Origin of the sequence: Rhodovastum atsumiense (assembly GCF_937425535.1) — a bacterium.
Taxonomy (GTDB): domain Bacteria; phylum Pseudomonadota; class Alphaproteobacteria; order Acetobacterales; family Acetobacteraceae; genus Rhodovastum; species Rhodovastum atsumiense.
Genome location: NZ_OW485601.1, coordinates 3,087,914 through 3,102,038 on the forward strand (window position 1 = coordinate 3,087,914; position 14,125 = coordinate 3,102,038).

The 14,125-nt window shown below is 70.6% G+C and carries 16 protein-coding genes; 6 read left to right on the forward strand and 10 right to left on the reverse strand.

Features of this window, described 5'->3' with window-relative positions; all coding sequences use genetic code 11:
- Window positions 1-12: 12 nt before the first annotated feature.
- From NBY65_RS13970 to NBY65_RS13990, 5 genes are all read right to left on the reverse strand, one after another.
- Window positions 13-639 (reverse strand): alpha/beta hydrolase, encoded by a 627-nt coding sequence (locus tag NBY65_RS13970; RefSeq protein ID WP_150040626.1) that lies wholly within the window; start codon window positions 637-639, stop codon window positions 13-15.
- An 8-nt stretch (window positions 640-647) separates the two neighbouring features.
- Window positions 648-2,003 carry an MFS transporter gene (locus NBY65_RS13975; RefSeq protein ID WP_150040627.1) on the reverse strand — a complete coding sequence of 452 codons (1,356 nt, stop codon included), beginning with the start codon at window positions 2,001-2,003 and terminating at the stop codon, window positions 648-650.
- Between the two features lie 68 nt (window positions 2,004-2,071).
- Window positions 2,072-2,935, reverse strand: coding sequence for a fumarylacetoacetate hydrolase family protein (locus NBY65_RS13980; RefSeq protein WP_150040628.1), 864 nt, complete (start codon window positions 2,933-2,935; stop codon window positions 2,072-2,074).
- Between the two features lie 38 nt (window positions 2,936-2,973).
- A complete protein-coding gene (locus NBY65_RS13985; protein WP_150040629.1) occupies window positions 2,974-3,516 on the reverse strand; it encodes a carboxymuconolactone decarboxylase family protein in 543 nt (180 codons plus the stop codon).
- Window positions 3,517-3,522: 6 nt separating this feature from the next.
- A complete protein-coding gene (locus tag NBY65_RS13990) occupies window positions 3,523-4,194 on the reverse strand; it encodes a polysaccharide deacetylase family protein (protein ID WP_162530523.1) in 672 nt (223 codons plus the stop codon).
- 124 nt (window positions 4,195-4,318) lie between these two features.
- Between NBY65_RS13990 and NBY65_RS13995 the strand changes: the two genes are divergently transcribed.
- Window positions 4,319-5,242, forward strand: coding sequence for a LysR family transcriptional regulator (locus NBY65_RS13995; protein WP_150040631.1), 924 nt, complete (start codon window positions 4,319-4,321; stop codon window positions 5,240-5,242).
- A 116-nt stretch (window positions 5,243-5,358) separates the two neighbouring features.
- Here the strand turns inward: NBY65_RS13995 and NBY65_RS14000 are convergent, their stop codons facing one another.
- Entirely contained in the window at window positions 5,359-5,949 is a 591-nt protein-coding gene (locus NBY65_RS14000) for a TetR/AcrR family transcriptional regulator (RefSeq protein ID WP_150040632.1), read from the reverse strand.
- A gap of 75 nt (window positions 5,950-6,024) precedes the next feature.
- On the opposite strand from NBY65_RS14000, the gene bdcA reads away from it, so the two are divergent.
- Window positions 6,025-6,738, forward strand: coding sequence for an SDR family oxidoreductase (bdcA, locus tag NBY65_RS14005; protein WP_150040633.1), 714 nt, complete (start codon window positions 6,025-6,027; stop codon window positions 6,736-6,738).
- A gap of 51 nt (window positions 6,739-6,789) precedes the next feature.
- On the opposite strand, the gene NBY65_RS14010 is transcribed toward bdcA, so the two are convergent.
- The gene (locus tag NBY65_RS14010) at window positions 6,790-8,658 is read right to left on the reverse strand and encodes an ABC-F family ATP-binding cassette domain-containing protein (RefSeq protein ID WP_150040634.1); all 1,869 of its coding nucleotides are present in this window, start codon (window positions 8,656-8,658) and stop codon (window positions 6,790-6,792) included.
- A 126-nt stretch (window positions 8,659-8,784) separates the two neighbouring features.
- On the opposite strand from NBY65_RS14010, the gene ndk reads away from it, so the two are divergent.
- A complete protein-coding gene (ndk, locus tag NBY65_RS14015) occupies window positions 8,785-9,207 on the forward strand; it encodes a nucleoside-diphosphate kinase (protein ID WP_150040635.1) in 423 nt (140 codons plus the stop codon).
- 167 nt (window positions 9,208-9,374) lie between these two features.
- Here the strand turns inward: ndk and NBY65_RS14020 are convergent, their stop codons facing one another.
- Genes NBY65_RS14020 through purM form a run of 3 tightly spaced genes read right to left on the reverse strand, consistent with a single transcriptional unit; the run spans window position 9,375 to window position 11,306 of the window.
- Window positions 9,375-9,533: a hypothetical protein gene (locus NBY65_RS14020; RefSeq protein WP_162530524.1), complete on the reverse strand. Its 159-nt coding sequence runs from the start codon at window positions 9,531-9,533 to the stop codon at window positions 9,375-9,377.
- Between the two features lie 58 nt (window positions 9,534-9,591).
- Window positions 9,592-10,254, reverse strand: a complete 663-nt coding sequence (gene purN, locus NBY65_RS14025) for a phosphoribosylglycinamide formyltransferase (protein WP_150040636.1) — start codon at window positions 10,252-10,254, stop codon at window positions 9,592-9,594.
- Window positions 10,251-11,306, reverse strand: coding sequence for a phosphoribosylformylglycinamidine cyclo-ligase (gene purM, locus NBY65_RS14030; RefSeq protein ID WP_150040637.1), 1,056 nt, complete (start codon window positions 11,304-11,306; stop codon window positions 10,251-10,253). Before purM ends, purN begins: the two co-directional genes overlap by 4 nt.
- Before the next feature lie 139 nt (window positions 11,307-11,445).
- Here purM and NBY65_RS14035 point away from each other — a divergent pair, with 139 nt between their 5' ends.
- The 3 genes from NBY65_RS14035 (at window position 11,446) to NBY65_RS14045 (ending at window position 14,121) form a co-directional block, all read left to right on the forward strand.
- Entirely contained in the window at window positions 11,446-12,012 is a 567-nt protein-coding gene (locus tag NBY65_RS14035) for a CDP-alcohol phosphatidyltransferase family protein (protein WP_239002776.1), read from the forward strand.
- Window positions 12,009-13,178 carry an AI-2E family transporter gene (locus NBY65_RS14040; RefSeq protein WP_203330463.1) on the forward strand — a complete coding sequence of 390 codons (1,170 nt, stop codon included), beginning with the start codon at window positions 12,009-12,011 and terminating at the stop codon, window positions 13,176-13,178. Before NBY65_RS14035 ends, NBY65_RS14040 begins: the two co-directional genes overlap by 4 nt.
- Before the next feature lie 193 nt (window positions 13,179-13,371).
- Entirely contained in the window at window positions 13,372-14,121 is a 750-nt protein-coding gene (locus tag NBY65_RS14045) for a P-loop NTPase family protein (protein ID WP_203330464.1), read from the forward strand.
- The last annotated feature ends 4 nt before the right edge of the window (window positions 14,122-14,125 follow it).

Here is a 14,125-nt window from a genome sequence, read left to right on the forward strand (position 1 = left end):
ACTGGAGCAATTTTAGCGCAAAAGTTGCTCCAACCATTCCCGGGCGACCGTTCCATCCGCTGCGGTGAGGGCATGTCCGCAATCGAGGACATGCATCCTGACCACGGCTTCAGCGGATCGCAGCAGCTCCGCGAGCGCCTGTCCCTGCGCGGGCGGCGCGATGGGATCGTCGGCACCGGCGACCAGCAGCACGGGAACGCCCGCCTGCGCCACCGCCGCGGCCTGCCGCAGCGGCGGGACCGCCCGCAGCAGCACGGCACCGGCGAAGATGCCGGGATGGCGCAGCAGCATCGCCGCCGCCGTGTTCGCCCCGTTCGAGAAGCCAAGGACGATCGGAGGCGGCAAGCGGTGGCGTGTCCGGGCGGCGGCAAGGAAGCCGGCGAGATGGTCCGCCCGCCGCGCCACATCGACTTCGTCCAGCGTGCCGTCGGCGAAGCGGCGGAAGAAGCGAAGTGCCCCGTTTTCCTCGACCTGGCCACGCGGGGCCAGGATGGCGGCGCCGGGGAGCACCGATGCGGCGAGCGCGAGCAACTCGGTCTCGTCGCCGCCGGTGCCGTGCAGCAGCAGCAGCAGCGGCAAGGCGGGCCGCGTGGCCGGTGCGAAGCGATGCACGAAGCATCGCCCGCCGCCTTGGTTCATGCCCCCGTTCACGCCCGCACCGGTACGGGGGAGGGGACCATTTTCCGGGTGGTCAGCAGCAGGATGGCCACGCCGGCCAGCATCATCCCGGCCATCACCCACAGCCCCGCGGTCAGGCTGCCGGTCTGCGTGCGCACCCAGCCCAGCAGCATGGGGCTGAAGAACCCGCCGGTGAGGCCGAGGCAGTTGATCAGCGCCAGCCCCCCGGCGGCCGCGCGCTCCGGCAGGTAGGCCATGGGGATCGCGTAGAAGATCGGCATCGCGGCGAACAGGGTCGCGGTGGCCACCGCGAGCAGGGCCAGCACCAGTGCCAGTTGTGTCCCCGCCAGCGACGCCATCAGCAGGCAGGAGGCGCCGAGCACGACATTGACCGCGTAGTGCCAGCGCCGCTCGTCGCAGCGGTCGGACTGGCGGGAGATCAGGACCATGCCGACCGAGCCGATGCCGTAGGGGATGATCGACCACAGCCCCACCTCGGTGGCGCTGCGCACGCCCGCGGCCTGCAGCATCACCGGCATCCAGAAGGTGATGGCATAGAGGCCGCAGACGAGGGTGAACCAGGCGGCTGACCAGAAATAGATCCGCGGATCGCGCAGCGCCGCGCCGAAGCCATGCCCGCCTCCGGCGCGGCTGGCGTCGCGGGCGATGTCCGCCGACAGGGCTGCCTTTTCCTCCGCGCTCAGCCAGTTGGCCTCGTGCGGACGATCGGACAGGACCAACAGCACGCACAGGCTCAACAGGATCGCCGGCAATCCTTCCAGCAGGAACATCCATTGCCAGCCCTTGAAGCCGAGCACGCCCTGGAAACCGTCCAGGATGAGCCCGGAGACCGGCGCGCCGATGACGCCGGCCACGGCGCTGCCGCTGAGGAACACCGCCGTGACCTGGGCCCGTCGCCGGTTGGGGTACCAGAGCGTGAGATAGAACATCACGCCGGGCGCGAGCCCGGCCTCGAACACGCCGAGCACCAGCCGCACCGCGTAGAACGAGAGCGGTCCGACCACGAACATCGTTGCGCAGGAGGCCGCCCCCCACAGCAGCAGGATGCGGACCAGCGTCTTCCGCGCGCCGACGCGCTGCAGGTAGATGTTGCTCGGGATCTCGCACAGGAAGTAGGTGACGAAGAACAGTCCGGCGGCGAGGCCGTAGACCTGGTCGGTGAAGCCGAGGTCGCCGCGCATGTGCAACTGCGCGTAGCCGATATTGACCCGGTCCAGATAGGCGATGACGTAGCAGGCAAAAAGGATCGGCAGCAGGCGCCATGTGACCTTCCGGTACAGCGCCGCATGCGGGTCATCCGGGCCGGCGATCGCGCCTGTGGCCGCTGCCGCCGCCCCGGGCGTGAGAATGTTCTGCCGCTGCATCGTGAACGTTTTCCCCCATGTTTGTTGCAGTCTCGCGCGCCGCCCCGCCGATCCGCGGGGCGGCGGGATCAGCCCGTTGCGGCGGTGACGCCGTTGCGCAGCGTGCCGAGGCCCTCCATCGCCACCTCGCAGACATCGCCCGGTTGCATCCACAGCGGCGGCTTGCGGGCGAAGCCGACGCCCGCGGGCGTGCCGGTGACGATGATGTCGCCGCACTCCAGCGTGCAGACCTCGCTCAGCAGCGAGACCAGGGTGGCGACATCGAAGATGAGATCGTCGGTCGAGGCATCCTGCACCGTCTCGCCGTTCAGCCGGGTCTGCAGGCGCAGCCCGGCGCAACCCGGCGGCAGCGTGTCGGCGGTGACGAGCCAGGGGCCGAAGGCGCCGGTGGCGTCGAAGGTCTTGCCGACGGTCCATTGCGGCGTGCGGAACTGGTAGTCCCGGATCGACGCGTCGTTGAACAGCGAATAGCCCACGACATGGTCGAGCGCGCTGTGCCGGGGGATGTCCCGTCCGGCGCGGCCGATCACCGCGACAAACTCGCCTTCGAAGTCGAGTTGGTCGGACTGGCGCGGCCGGATGATCGGCGCGCCATGGCCGACCAGGCTGGAGGCGAAGCGTGCGAAGATCGTCGGATAGGACGGCGGCGTGAAGCCGCTTTCCGCCGAATGCGCGGCATAGTTCAGCCCGACGCAGATGATCTTGCCCGGCGCGCGCAGCGGCGGCAGGAAGACCGCCTCTGCCTCATTGATCTCCGGCGCGGCGGCCAGGGCGCGCCCCGCCGCGGCGAGCGCCTCCGCGCCGCCGGCGACGAGGCTCTCCAGGCTGCCGGGGCAGGCCGGATCATCGATGAAACGGCCGCGCACCCTTCCGTCGCTGCCGGGGACGGCGATGGCCTGCCGGTCGCCGATGCCGAGTGTGGCGAATTGCATCCGTGTCTCCGAAGCTGTCCGATGGTAGGGGGGGCGGATCAGAGCCGCCGGAACCAGTCCTCGATGTCGATCTCGAGCGGCAGCAGGATGCGGACCACGCAGTTGTACCAGGCGATGGTCAGCACGAGTTCGAGGCGCTGCGGCTCGTCAAGCACGGCGCAGAGTTGCTGCCACAGGTCATCATCGAGCCGCCCGTCGCGCGTGACCGCGCGCGCGACCCGCATCACCACGCGCTCCTGGTCGCTGAACACGGGCGCGTCTTCGAAGTCGTGCAGTCGCTCCAGCTTCTCCCGCGTGACGCCGGCCTTGACCGCGCTGTTCCAGTGATGCGCGACCTCGTACTCCGCGCTGGTTTCCAGGCCGACGGTGAGCACGGCGAGTTCCCGCAATTGCCGGTCCAGAATGGTGCTGTGGCGCAGCGACATGGCCATGGCCAGCACGCCCTCGCACAAGGCGGGCGCATTGGCGATCGCGAGGAAGATGTTCTCGACCGGCTTGCCGCGCAGCGCTTCCAGGCGATCGAACAAGGCCTGATCGGCTGCGGGGGCAGCGTCGCGTGATGCGTAGGGAATGCGTGCCATCGGGTCCTACCGGGTGATGTCGTGAGAGGTGGGGGCATCGGCGATGAAGGCGGGGTCGAGGCTGACGGGGTGGCCGTCGCGTGTCAGCACCACGCTGTCGGGGAAGTCCTGCGTGAAGGTGACACCTTCGTCGGCCAGTCGCCGCAGCAAGTCCGGCAGCCCCGCGAGGCAGCCGGTTTCGATGTCGTGCAGGACGACCACCGCCCAGTCCTGCGCCCGTACCTGCGAGACGCAGCGTTCGACCCAGCCATCCGGGTCCCGCCAGTCGCCCGGGACGCTGTTCCAGAGGATGGTGGTGTAGCGCCCGCGCAGCAGATGCGCGGTGGCGGCGCGGCTCAGCAGATGCGGGCCGAGCAGTCCGTCATTGCCGTACGGGCGGAACAGCTTCGCGGGGGTGGCGCAGGCGGCGATCCGCCATTGGGCTTCGTCGATCTCCCGCACGGCGTACCCGGCATCCGGCCGGTCGCCCAGGGCCACGCTGTGTGTCAGGGTATGGTTGGCCACCCAGTGGCCGGCCCGATGCACCTCGTGCATCAGCGCGACGCCGCCGGGCGCGCTCACTTTCTCGCCGATCATGAAGAAGGTGCCGCGCAGGCCGTTCCGTTCCAGGATCGACAGAACGGCTTCCGTCACGCCCGGCGTCGGGCCGTTGTCGAAGGTGAGCGTCACCCGCTTCATTTCGATGTTTTCCTCCCGCTGCGCCGCCAGCGTCAGGGGGCAGGATCGCAAGGTGGTTGGCCCTTGATAATCCGCGAACAGACGAAGATATTTTTTCCCAAACGAGGGTAAATCGGGGGGCGCCATGGCTGCGCCGCGGCAGAGCGACCTGCTCAACGACGCCAGCGTGCTCTCGCTGCGCAGCTTCGTGGCCGTCGTGGAGACCCAGAGCTTTTCCTCCGCCGCGCGGCAGTTGCGGCTGGCACCGTCCTCGGTGACGAAGCACGTCCAGACCCTGGAAGACGGGCTGAAGCTGGCGCTGCTGCACCGCTCCACCCGGCGCCTGCGGCTCACCGAGGCCGGCGAGCGCTTCTACGAACGATGCCTTGCCATCCTCGGGGAGATCGACACGCTCGCCGGCGTCATTCTGCGCGAGCGCGAGCTGACGGGGCATCTGCGGGTGACCGCGCCGCCGTCCTTCGCCATGACGGTGTTCGGGCCCAACCTGCATGGCTTCCTGCAGGAGCACCCGGGGATCACGGTGGACCTGCTGGTCACCAGCGCGGCGCCGGATCTCGTGCGCGATCGCGTCGATGTCGCCATCCGCATCGAGGAGGCGCCGGACACCAAGCTGCACCACCAGTTGCTCGCCGCGGCGCCGCGCATCCTGTGCGCTTCACCCGAGTATCTCGGCCGGCGCGGGGTGCCGCGGGCGCCGGGGGAACTCGCCGGCCATGTCTGCCTCTCGGCGCGGTTCTCGGAAGCGGCCGAGACCTGGACCTTGCGGCGGGGAGAGGAGGAGCATGTCGTCGGGCTGAAGAGCCAGTTGCTGTGCGACAATGGCGACGTGCTGCGCCATGCCGCGTTGCGCGGCGCGGGGATCGGCAATTTCTATCGCTTTCACGTCCATGCCGACCTGCGGACGGGGGGGCTCGTGCCGGTGCTGCCGGAATTCCTGCCGCGCCCGCGAAACATCTATGCCGTCACGCCGCACCGACAACTGGTGCGGCCGCAGGCGAGCGCCTTCATCGCGTTCACGCGGATGGTGCTCGATCGGCAGGGGGCGTGAGGCACGCGGCACGGCCCGTTGCCCTGTCGGGCGTTAAAAGCCTTACGGAGCTGGCTGGTCATGCGCGCCGATAATCATCTCGTGCACGACGGCCGAAGCGTCGCTCAGTGAGGCGCTCAGGCGCGGAGCGCTTGCACGAGGGCCTGGCTGGCAAGGTGGGCTGTGGCGAGCAGGCGATCCAGGCCGTGGCCCTCGCGGGCCATGGCGGAGAGGCCGGCCATCACGGTCACGACATAGTCGGCCAGGCGCCCGGCCGCTTTCGGATGGGTGGCTGCGACGAAGCGGCGGATGGTGTCCTCGGCGGCGGCGGTAAGGGCGCGGGCGGCCTCCCGCGCCTCGGGGTCGTTGCAGCGCGTGCCCTCGATGGCGAGGCAGCCGGCGGCGGCAGGGTCGGCGGCGTAGCGGCGGACGGCCTCCTCCAGCACGGCGGCGAGAGCTTCGGCAACGGGGCGGCCGGGGCGGAGGATCTCGGCCAGGGGGACGCCGTTGGTGCCGGTGTAGCGGCGGAGGGTGCGGGCGTAGAGGCCGGCCTTGCTGCCGAAGGCGGCGTAGAAGCTGGGCGGGTTGATGCCGAGCGCTTCCGTGAGGTCGGCGACGCTGACGGCGTCGTAGCCGCGGGCGTGAAAGAGGCGCTGGGCGGTGGCGACGGCCTGTTCCGGGTCGAAGCGGCGGGGGCGGCCGCGGGGGCGCGGTGAATTTGTAGTCATCGATACAGAATGCCTTGACGAGGCGCTCACGCGATTTATGTAGCGGTCACTAGGTTAAACCTCAAGGAGGGCCTAATGGCTGGTTTTCAGGGCAAGTCCGTTCTCGTGCTGGGCGGGAGCCGCGGGATCGGGGCGGCGATCGTGCGGCGCTTCGCCGCGGAGGGCGCGGCGGTGACCTTCACTTATGCCAGTTCAAGGGAGGTGGCGGAGCGGCTGGCGGCGGAGACGGGCGCCACGGCGGTGGTGACGGACAGCGCCGACCGGGATGCGGTGATCGCGCGGGTGCGGGAGAGCGGGCCGTTGGACGTGCTGGTGGTGAATGCGGGGGTTGGCGCCTTCGGTGATCCGCTGGAGCAGGACCCGGACGCGGTGGACCGGCTGATCCGCATCAACGTGAACGCGCCCTACCACGCCGCGGTGGAGGCGGCACGGCGGATGCCGGAGGGCGGGCGCATCATCGTGATCGGTTCCGTCAACGGGGACCGGATTCCCTTCCCGGGCCTGTCGGCCTACGCGATGAGCAAGTCGGCGCTGCAGGGGATGGCGCGGGGGCTGGCGCGGGACTTCGGGCCGCGCGGGATCACGGTGAACGTGGTGCAGCCCGGGCCCATCGACACGGATCTGAACCCGGCGGACGGGCCGATGAAGGACATCCAGCACGCCGTCATGGCCATCAAGCGTCACGGGCGGCCGGAGGATGTGGCGGGGATGGTGGCCTGGCTGGCGGGGCCGGAGGCAAGCTTCGTGACCGGGGCGATGCACACGATCGACGGCGGCTTCGGCGCCTGATCCGGCGGGACACAAGGCGGCCGGGGCGCCTCGTCCATCACTTGCTGCCCCCTAGCTGCCGGCCGCCTCCAGCGCCTCCGCGGCTTCCAGCCATTCCAGCTCGGCCGCCTCGGTCTCGCGGCCGATGGCGGCCAGCCGGGTCTGCGCGGCGGTGACCTCGACGGCGCGGCCGGGCACATACAGCGCCGGATCGGCCAGCTTCGCCTCGATCTTCGCCCGTTCGGCGGCGAGCTTCGCCATGCGCGCCTCGGCGTCCTTGGCACGGCGGCGCAGCGGCGCGGTGGCGGCGCGGGCCTCGGCGCGCTCGCGGCGGTCCTCGCGCCGACTCGGCGCGGCTTCCGTCTTGTTGGCCGGGCGGGCGCGCTCGGCCAGCAGGGCACGGTAATCGTCGAGATCGCCCTCGAACGGCGCGACCGTGCCGTCGGCCACCAGCCAGAGCCGGTCGGCCACCAGCTCAACCAGGTGCGGGTCGTGGGTGATCAGCAGCACCGCGCCCTCGAAATCGGCCAGCGCCCGCACCAGCGCCTCGCGGGCGTCGATGTCGAGATGGTTGGTCGGTTCGTCGAGGATCAGCAGTTGCGGCGCGTCGCGGGTGGCCAGCGCCAGCAGCAGCCGCGCCTTCTCGCCGCCCGAAAGCGAGGAAATGGCGGTCCCGGCCCGGTCTGCGTCCAGGCCGAAGCGGGCGAGCTGTGACCGCACCTGCGTCTCGGTGGCGCGGGGCAGGGCGCGCGCCATGTGATCGACCGGGGTCTGGCCGGGCACCAGCTCCTCGGTCTGGTGCTGGGCGAAATACCCCACCTTCAGCTTCGGTCCGCGGCGAACCTCGCCCGTCAGCGGATCGAGCCGGCCGGCGATCAGCTTGGCCAGGGTGGACTTGCCGTTGCCGTTGGCACCCAGCAAGGCGATGCGGTCGTCCATGTCCACCCGCAGCGACAGGTGGCGCAGCACCGGCCGCCCGTCATAGCCGGCGGCGGCACGGTCGAGCGCCAGGATCGGCGGCGCGATCTGCTGCGGCTGCGGGAACTCGAAGCGGGTGGGGGTGTCCTCGACCACCGCCTCGATCGCTGGCAATTTGGCGATCGCCTTCAGCCGCGCCTGGGCCTGCCGCGCCTTGCTGGCTTTGAAGCGGAAGCGATCGACATAAGCCTGCATATGGGCGCGCTGGGCGGCGACCTTGACGGCCATGGCGGCCTGCTGCGCCGCCCGCTCGGTGCGGATGCGGACGAATTCCTCGAAGCCGCCGGGCGTCAGGGTGATTTTGCCCCGGTCCAGATGGGCGATGGCATGCACGCAGCGGTCGAGCAGGCCACGGTCATGCGAGACGATGATCGCCGCCCCCGGGAACTTCGCCAGCCAGGTTTCCAGCCAGAGCGTGGCTTCCAGGTCCAGATGGTTGGTCGGCTCGTCCAGCAGCAGCAGGTCCGGTTGGGCGAACAGCGCGGTGGCCAGCGCCACGCGCATCCGCCAGCCGCCGGAGAACTCGGCGATCGGACGGGCCTGGGCGGCGGCATCGAAGCCCAGTCCGGCCAGGATCGCGGCGGCGCGGGCGGGGGCGCTGTCGGCGCCGATGGCGCGCAGGCGCTCGTGGATCTCGGCGAGGCGGTGCGGCTCGGCGGTTTCGGCCTCGGCAAGCAGGGCAAGGCGCTCGCGGTCGCCCTGCAGCACGATGTCGAGCAGCGGCGAATCGCCCTCCGGGGCTTCCTGCTTCACCTGGCCCAGGCGGGCGCGGGCAGCCATGCGGATCTCGCCACCGTCGATGGCGAGGTCGCCCGCGATTGCCTTCAGCAGCGTGGACTTGCCGGCGCCGTTGCGGCCGACCAGCCCGATGCGGCGGCCCGGGTCGACGGTGAGATCGGCGCGGTCCAGCAAGGTGCGGCCGGCGATGCGGATGACGATGTCGCTGAGGGTCAGCAGGCTCATGGGGCGGGACCCTAACGGCGGGCGCCGATGCTTGGAAGCGGCGTTGCGGGCAGGCGGAGTTGCGGGGCGGCAGGGGGTGCTCTAAAGCCCCGCCCCAGTCCAAACATAACCGTCGGAGACGCCGCCATGGCGATCGAACGTACGCTCTCCATCATCAAGCCGGATGCCACGCGGCGCAACCTGACCGGCCGCATCAACGCCAAGTTCGAGGAAGCGGGCCTGCGCATCGTGGCGCAGAAGCGCCTGCAACTCTCGGTGGCCCAGGCCGAGGCGTTCTACGCCGTGCACAAGGACCGCCCCTTCTACCGCGATCTGGTGACCTTCATGGTGTCCGGCCCGGTCGTGGTGCAGGCGCTGGAAGGCGAGAACGCGGTCGCGCGCAACCGCGAGATCATGGGCGCCACCAACCCGGCCAACGCCGCCCCCGGCACCATCCGCAAGGAATTCGCCGAGAGCATCGAGGCGAATTCCGTGCATGGGTCCGATAGCGCGGAGAACGCGGCGATCGAGGTCGCGTTCTTCTTCTCCGGGATCGAGATCGTCGGCTAAGGGAAGGCGAGGGCTCCGCCCTCGACCCGGCAGGGGCCACAAGGCCCCTGCACCCCATTCTCGCTGCGCGGCAAAGGAATGGGTTCCAAGGGCGAAGCCCTTGGTGGAGGTCCAGGAGGCGAAGCCTCCTGGTCGGGTGCGGGGCGAAGCCCCGCCGCTTCCAGGCGTCAGAGCCAGACCAGGAAGAACGCCAGCAGCAGCAGGATCACCGCCACGGTGATGATCGTTCCGGTGGTGAAGCTTGTGAAGGATTGGAAGAACTGCTGGCGATCGGCGAGGAAAGCCTCCTCCGTGACCGGAGGCGACGACGTCGATGTCTGGGCCATGGGCGTCCTCGGGGCTGTTTCCTGGGGCTGGCTGGGGCTATCCACCATGCCCCGTACCTTAGGAAGACGCCGCCGCCGCTGACAAGGTTGCTGGCAGGGGATTGACCAGCGCGGCCTCCGCCGGCGGGTGGGGCGCCTGGCCTTCGAGGAAGCTGCGCAGGGCCAGCGGATAGACCACGTGTTCCTGCACCAGGACCCGGGCGGCGAGGCTGTCCTCGTCGTCGCCGGGCAGCACCGGCACGGCCGCCTGGGCCAGGATCGGCCCTTCGTCCATGACCTCGGTGACCAGATGCACGGTGCAGCCATGCAGCTTGGCGCCGGCGGCCAGTGCCCGGGCATGGGTGTGCAGGCCGGGGAAGCCGGGCAGCAGGCTCGGATGGATGTTGAGCATGCGCCCGGCGTAGCGGCCGACCAGGAACGGGGTCAGCAGGCGCATGTAGCCGGCGAGGCAGACCACCTCGACGCCGGCCTCGTCCAGCGCCGCCGCCAGCGCGGCTTCATGGGCGGCGCGGTCGCGGCCGAAGGGGCGATGGTCGATCGCCGCCGCCGCGACGCCGGCCGCGCGCGCGGTGGCAAGGCCGGGGGCATCGGGGTTGTTCGACAGCACCAGGGCGATGGTGGCGGGAAAGGCGGGATCGGCGGCGGCGCGCAGCAGCGCCGTCATGTTGGAGCCGCGGCCGGAGATCAGGATGCCGACGCGGCGCTTCGCCGTCGTGGTCACGCCAGCCAGTCCGTTGGCAGGTCGATGCGCACCTCGGGCTCGGCGCCGGGATCGGCGGCCTCGATGCGGCCGATCGTGAAGACGGTCTCGCCCTCGGCTTCCAGCAGGGCGCGGGCGGCGTCCGGATCGGCCGTGACCACGGCCATGCCGATGCCGCAATTGAACACCCGCAGCATTTCCTCGGCTGCCACCCCGCCGTTGCGGGCGAGCCAGCCGAAGACCGGCGGCAGGGTCCAGGCGGCGCCATCCAGCGCCGCGCGCGTGCCTTCGGGCAGGACGCGCGGCAGGTTGCCGGGCAGGCCGCCGCCGGTGATGTGGGCGGCCGCCTTGAGCAGCCCGGCGCGGTGCAGCGCCAGCAGCGACTTCACGTAGATGCGGGTGGGCGCGAGCAGCGCGTCGCCGAGCGTGCCGGACGCGGCGAAGGGCGCGGGGGCGGCCCAGTCGGCGCCGGCAGCGGTGACGATGCGGCGCACCAGGGAAAAGCCGTTGGAATGCACGCCGCTGCTGGCCAGGCCGAGCACGGCATCGCCCGGGGCGACGTCGCGCGGCAGCAGCGCGTCGCGCTCGGCCGCGCCCACGGAGAAGCCGGCGAGGTCGTAGTCGTCGGCGGCGTACATGCCCGGCATCTCGGCGGTTTCGCCGCCGATCAGGGCGCAGCCGGCGATGCGGCAGCCTTCGGCGATGCCGCCGATGACGCGCGCGGCCTGCGCCACCTCCAGCTTGCCGGTGGCGAAATAATCCAGGAAGAACAGCGGCTCGGCCCCTTGCACGACGAGATCGTTGACGCACATGGCGACAAGGTCGATGCCGACGGTGTCATGGTGGCCGGTGTCGATGGCGATGCGCAGCTTGGTGCCGACGCCATCGGTCGAGGCGACCAGCACGGGGTCGCGCAACCCGGCCGCCTTCGGGTCGAACAGGGCGCCGAAGCCGCCAAGCCCGCCCATGACACCGGCGCGCGCGGTGGCGCGGGCGAGGGGTTTGATGCGTTCCACCAGCGCGTCACCGGCGTCGATGTCCACGCCGGCTCCGCGATAGGTCATGCTAGCCATGCCGGACCTCGGGTATGATGTGACCATGATCCGAGCGACCATGGCGGGAGAAGGGGCGCCGCGGAGCGCGGGCGCAAACAACCATAGCGACCGTCCGCGTGCAATGCGCGACGGCCGGCAAGAGGGACGGGACAGGCGCATGCCTGATGGGCCGGGATTTGAGCGTCCGGTCAGCAACGACATGCTGACCGTTCCGAATGTCATTACTTTCGCGCGGCTCTGCGCGGTGCCGGTGGCCGTATGGCTGGTGCTGCGGCAGGATTTCGCCATGGCGTTCTGGCTGTTCGTGGCGGCCGGCATCTCGGACGGGCTGGACGGGTGGCTCGCCCGCCGCAGCGGCCCGACGCTGGTGGGCACGGTGCTCGATCCGGTCGCCGACAAGGCGCTGCTGGTGTCGATGTACGTGACCCTGGCCGCGGTGCGGGTGCTGCCGGACTGGCTGGCGATCCTGGTGGTGTTCCGCGACGTGGTGATCGTGGGCGGCGTGCTGGTGCTGGGGGTGATGGGCCAGAGCGTGACCATCCGGCCCTTGCTGATTTCCAAGCTGAACACCTTCCTGCAACTGGCACTGGTCGCGGTGGTGTTGTTGCTGTCGGCGTTCGACCGGTCCTGGCCATGGCTGAGCACGACGCTGATCTGGGCGGTGGCGGCGAGTACGCTGGCCTCGGGGGGCGCTTATCTCTGGAAGGGTGTGCGGGGGCAATGACGTTGCCGGTGGCCTCCCCGCCGATCCTGGCCGAGCCACCCGTTCCTGGACCGCCGCCGCCACCCTCCCCGCGCGGCCCGGGCACTACCCGGCTGCAACGTCTGGGGCTGCTGATCGGCCTGCTGGTGGCGGCGTGGCTGATGCTGCAGCTCTTTGCCTCGGTGCTGCTGCCTTTCGTGGCGGCCGCCGGGATCGCCTATTTCCTCGATCCGCCGGCCAGCCGCCTGACCCGCGGCGGCATGCCGCGCGGGGGCGCGGCGCTGTTGCTGATCACCGCCCTGGTGGCCCTCGGGTTGCTGTTCGCCCTGCTGCTCTATCCGTTGATCCTGTCGCAGATCGGCCTGCTGATTGGCCGCCTGCCGGCCTATGTCGGGTCGATCCGGGAATTCGCGACCGACGTGATGGCCCGTCTGCAGGAACGGCTGGGGCCGGAATATGTCGACGAGAAGCTGCGCGACCTGGTGGCCGGGCAGGCCGGGACCATGCTCTCGGTGGTGGCGAGTGCGCTGAGCCGCCTGATCGGGGGCAGCTTCGCCCTGTTCAACGTGTTGTCGCTGATGCTGGTGACGCCGGTGGTGGCCTTCTACCTGTTGCGCGACTGGCCGCGGCTGGTGGCGCAGGTCGATGGCTGGCTGCCGCGGCGCTACGCCGGGGTGATCCGGGCGCAGGCCCGCGAGGTCGACCGCATCCTCTCGGCCTGGCTGCGGGGCCAGGCGCTCTGCTGCATCATCCTGGCGGTGTTCTATGCGGCCGGGCTGTCGGCGGCCGGGCTGGAGCTGGGGCTGACCGTCGGGTTGTCGGCGGGGATGCTGTCGTTCATTCCCTATGTCGGCACGATCACCGGCGCGGTGACCTCGATCGGGCTGGCCTGTGCCCAGTTCCCGACCTGGACCGGGGTGGCGGTGGTCACTTGCGTGTTCATCGCCGGGCAGTTGCTGGAAGGCTACATCATCTACCCTCGCTTCCTGGGGGACAGGGTGGAGCTGCACGCGGTCTGGGTGATCTTCGCGCTGTTCGCGGGCGGGGCTGCCTTCGGCTTCCTGGGCGTGCTGCTCGCGGTGCCGGTCGCGGCGACCATTGGGGTGCTGGCACGGTTCTGGCTGCGTCGTTACCTGAACAGTCCGCTGTACCTGGAGCCGCCCGCCCGCCCGGGACACGAGCCATGACAAGCCTTGTCGTGCGCAGCGTGCCGTCACGCGATGGCCCGACCAATGGCTGCCCCCTTGGAACCCATTCTGTGCCGCGCAGCGCGAATGGGATCCAAGGGCCTTGTGGCCGTCGCGCGCAGCGCGCCTTCGCACGACGCCGGGTCAAGGGCGGAGCCCTTGCCTTTCCTGACGCTTACGGGGCAAGGCCCCGATGAACCGCATGCCGCGCCAGTTGGCCTTGCCGTTCCCGCATCCGCCGCATCATGGCGCGGCCGACTTCCTGCCGGCGGGGTCCAATCTCGCCGCCCTTGAATGGTTGCGCAGTATCGGTGCCTGGCCGCAGGGGCGGCTGGCGCTGTGGGGGCCGGAGGGCTGTGGCAAGACGCATCTGCTGACCGTCTGGGCGGCGCGCCATCACGGGGCGCTGGTGGCCGGTTCGCTGCTGTCCAGGGCTGCGGCCGAGGGCCCGCCGCGGCGGCCGGTGGCGGTGGACGATGCCGACACCGCGCCGGAACGGCCGCTGCTGCATCTGCTGAACGCCGCTGCCGAGGCGCGGCTGCCGGTGTTGCTGGCCGGGCGCGCGCCGCCGGCGCGGTGGGAGGTGGGGCTGCCGGACCTGGCGAGCCGGTTGCGGGCGATCACCGCGGTGGAGATCGGCCCGCCCGAGGACGAGTTGTTGCGCCGCCTGTTGCAATTGCTGCTGGCCGAGCATCAGTTGGCCGTTCCGGAACCGGTCCAGGAGACGCTGCTGCTGCACCTGCCGCGGGCGCAGGGGGCGGTGCGGGAGGCGGTGGCGCGGCTCGATCATGCGGCGCTGGCCGCGGGCGGGCGGGTGACGCGGGCCCTGGCACTGGCGGTCGCCGCCTCGATCGATCCGGAAGTTGCCGGGACGTTGCCCTCACATGACGTTTTGTCCCATTCTGCCGAGCCGGCCTCCCGTGATGGGATCCGGCTCTTGTAGGGTC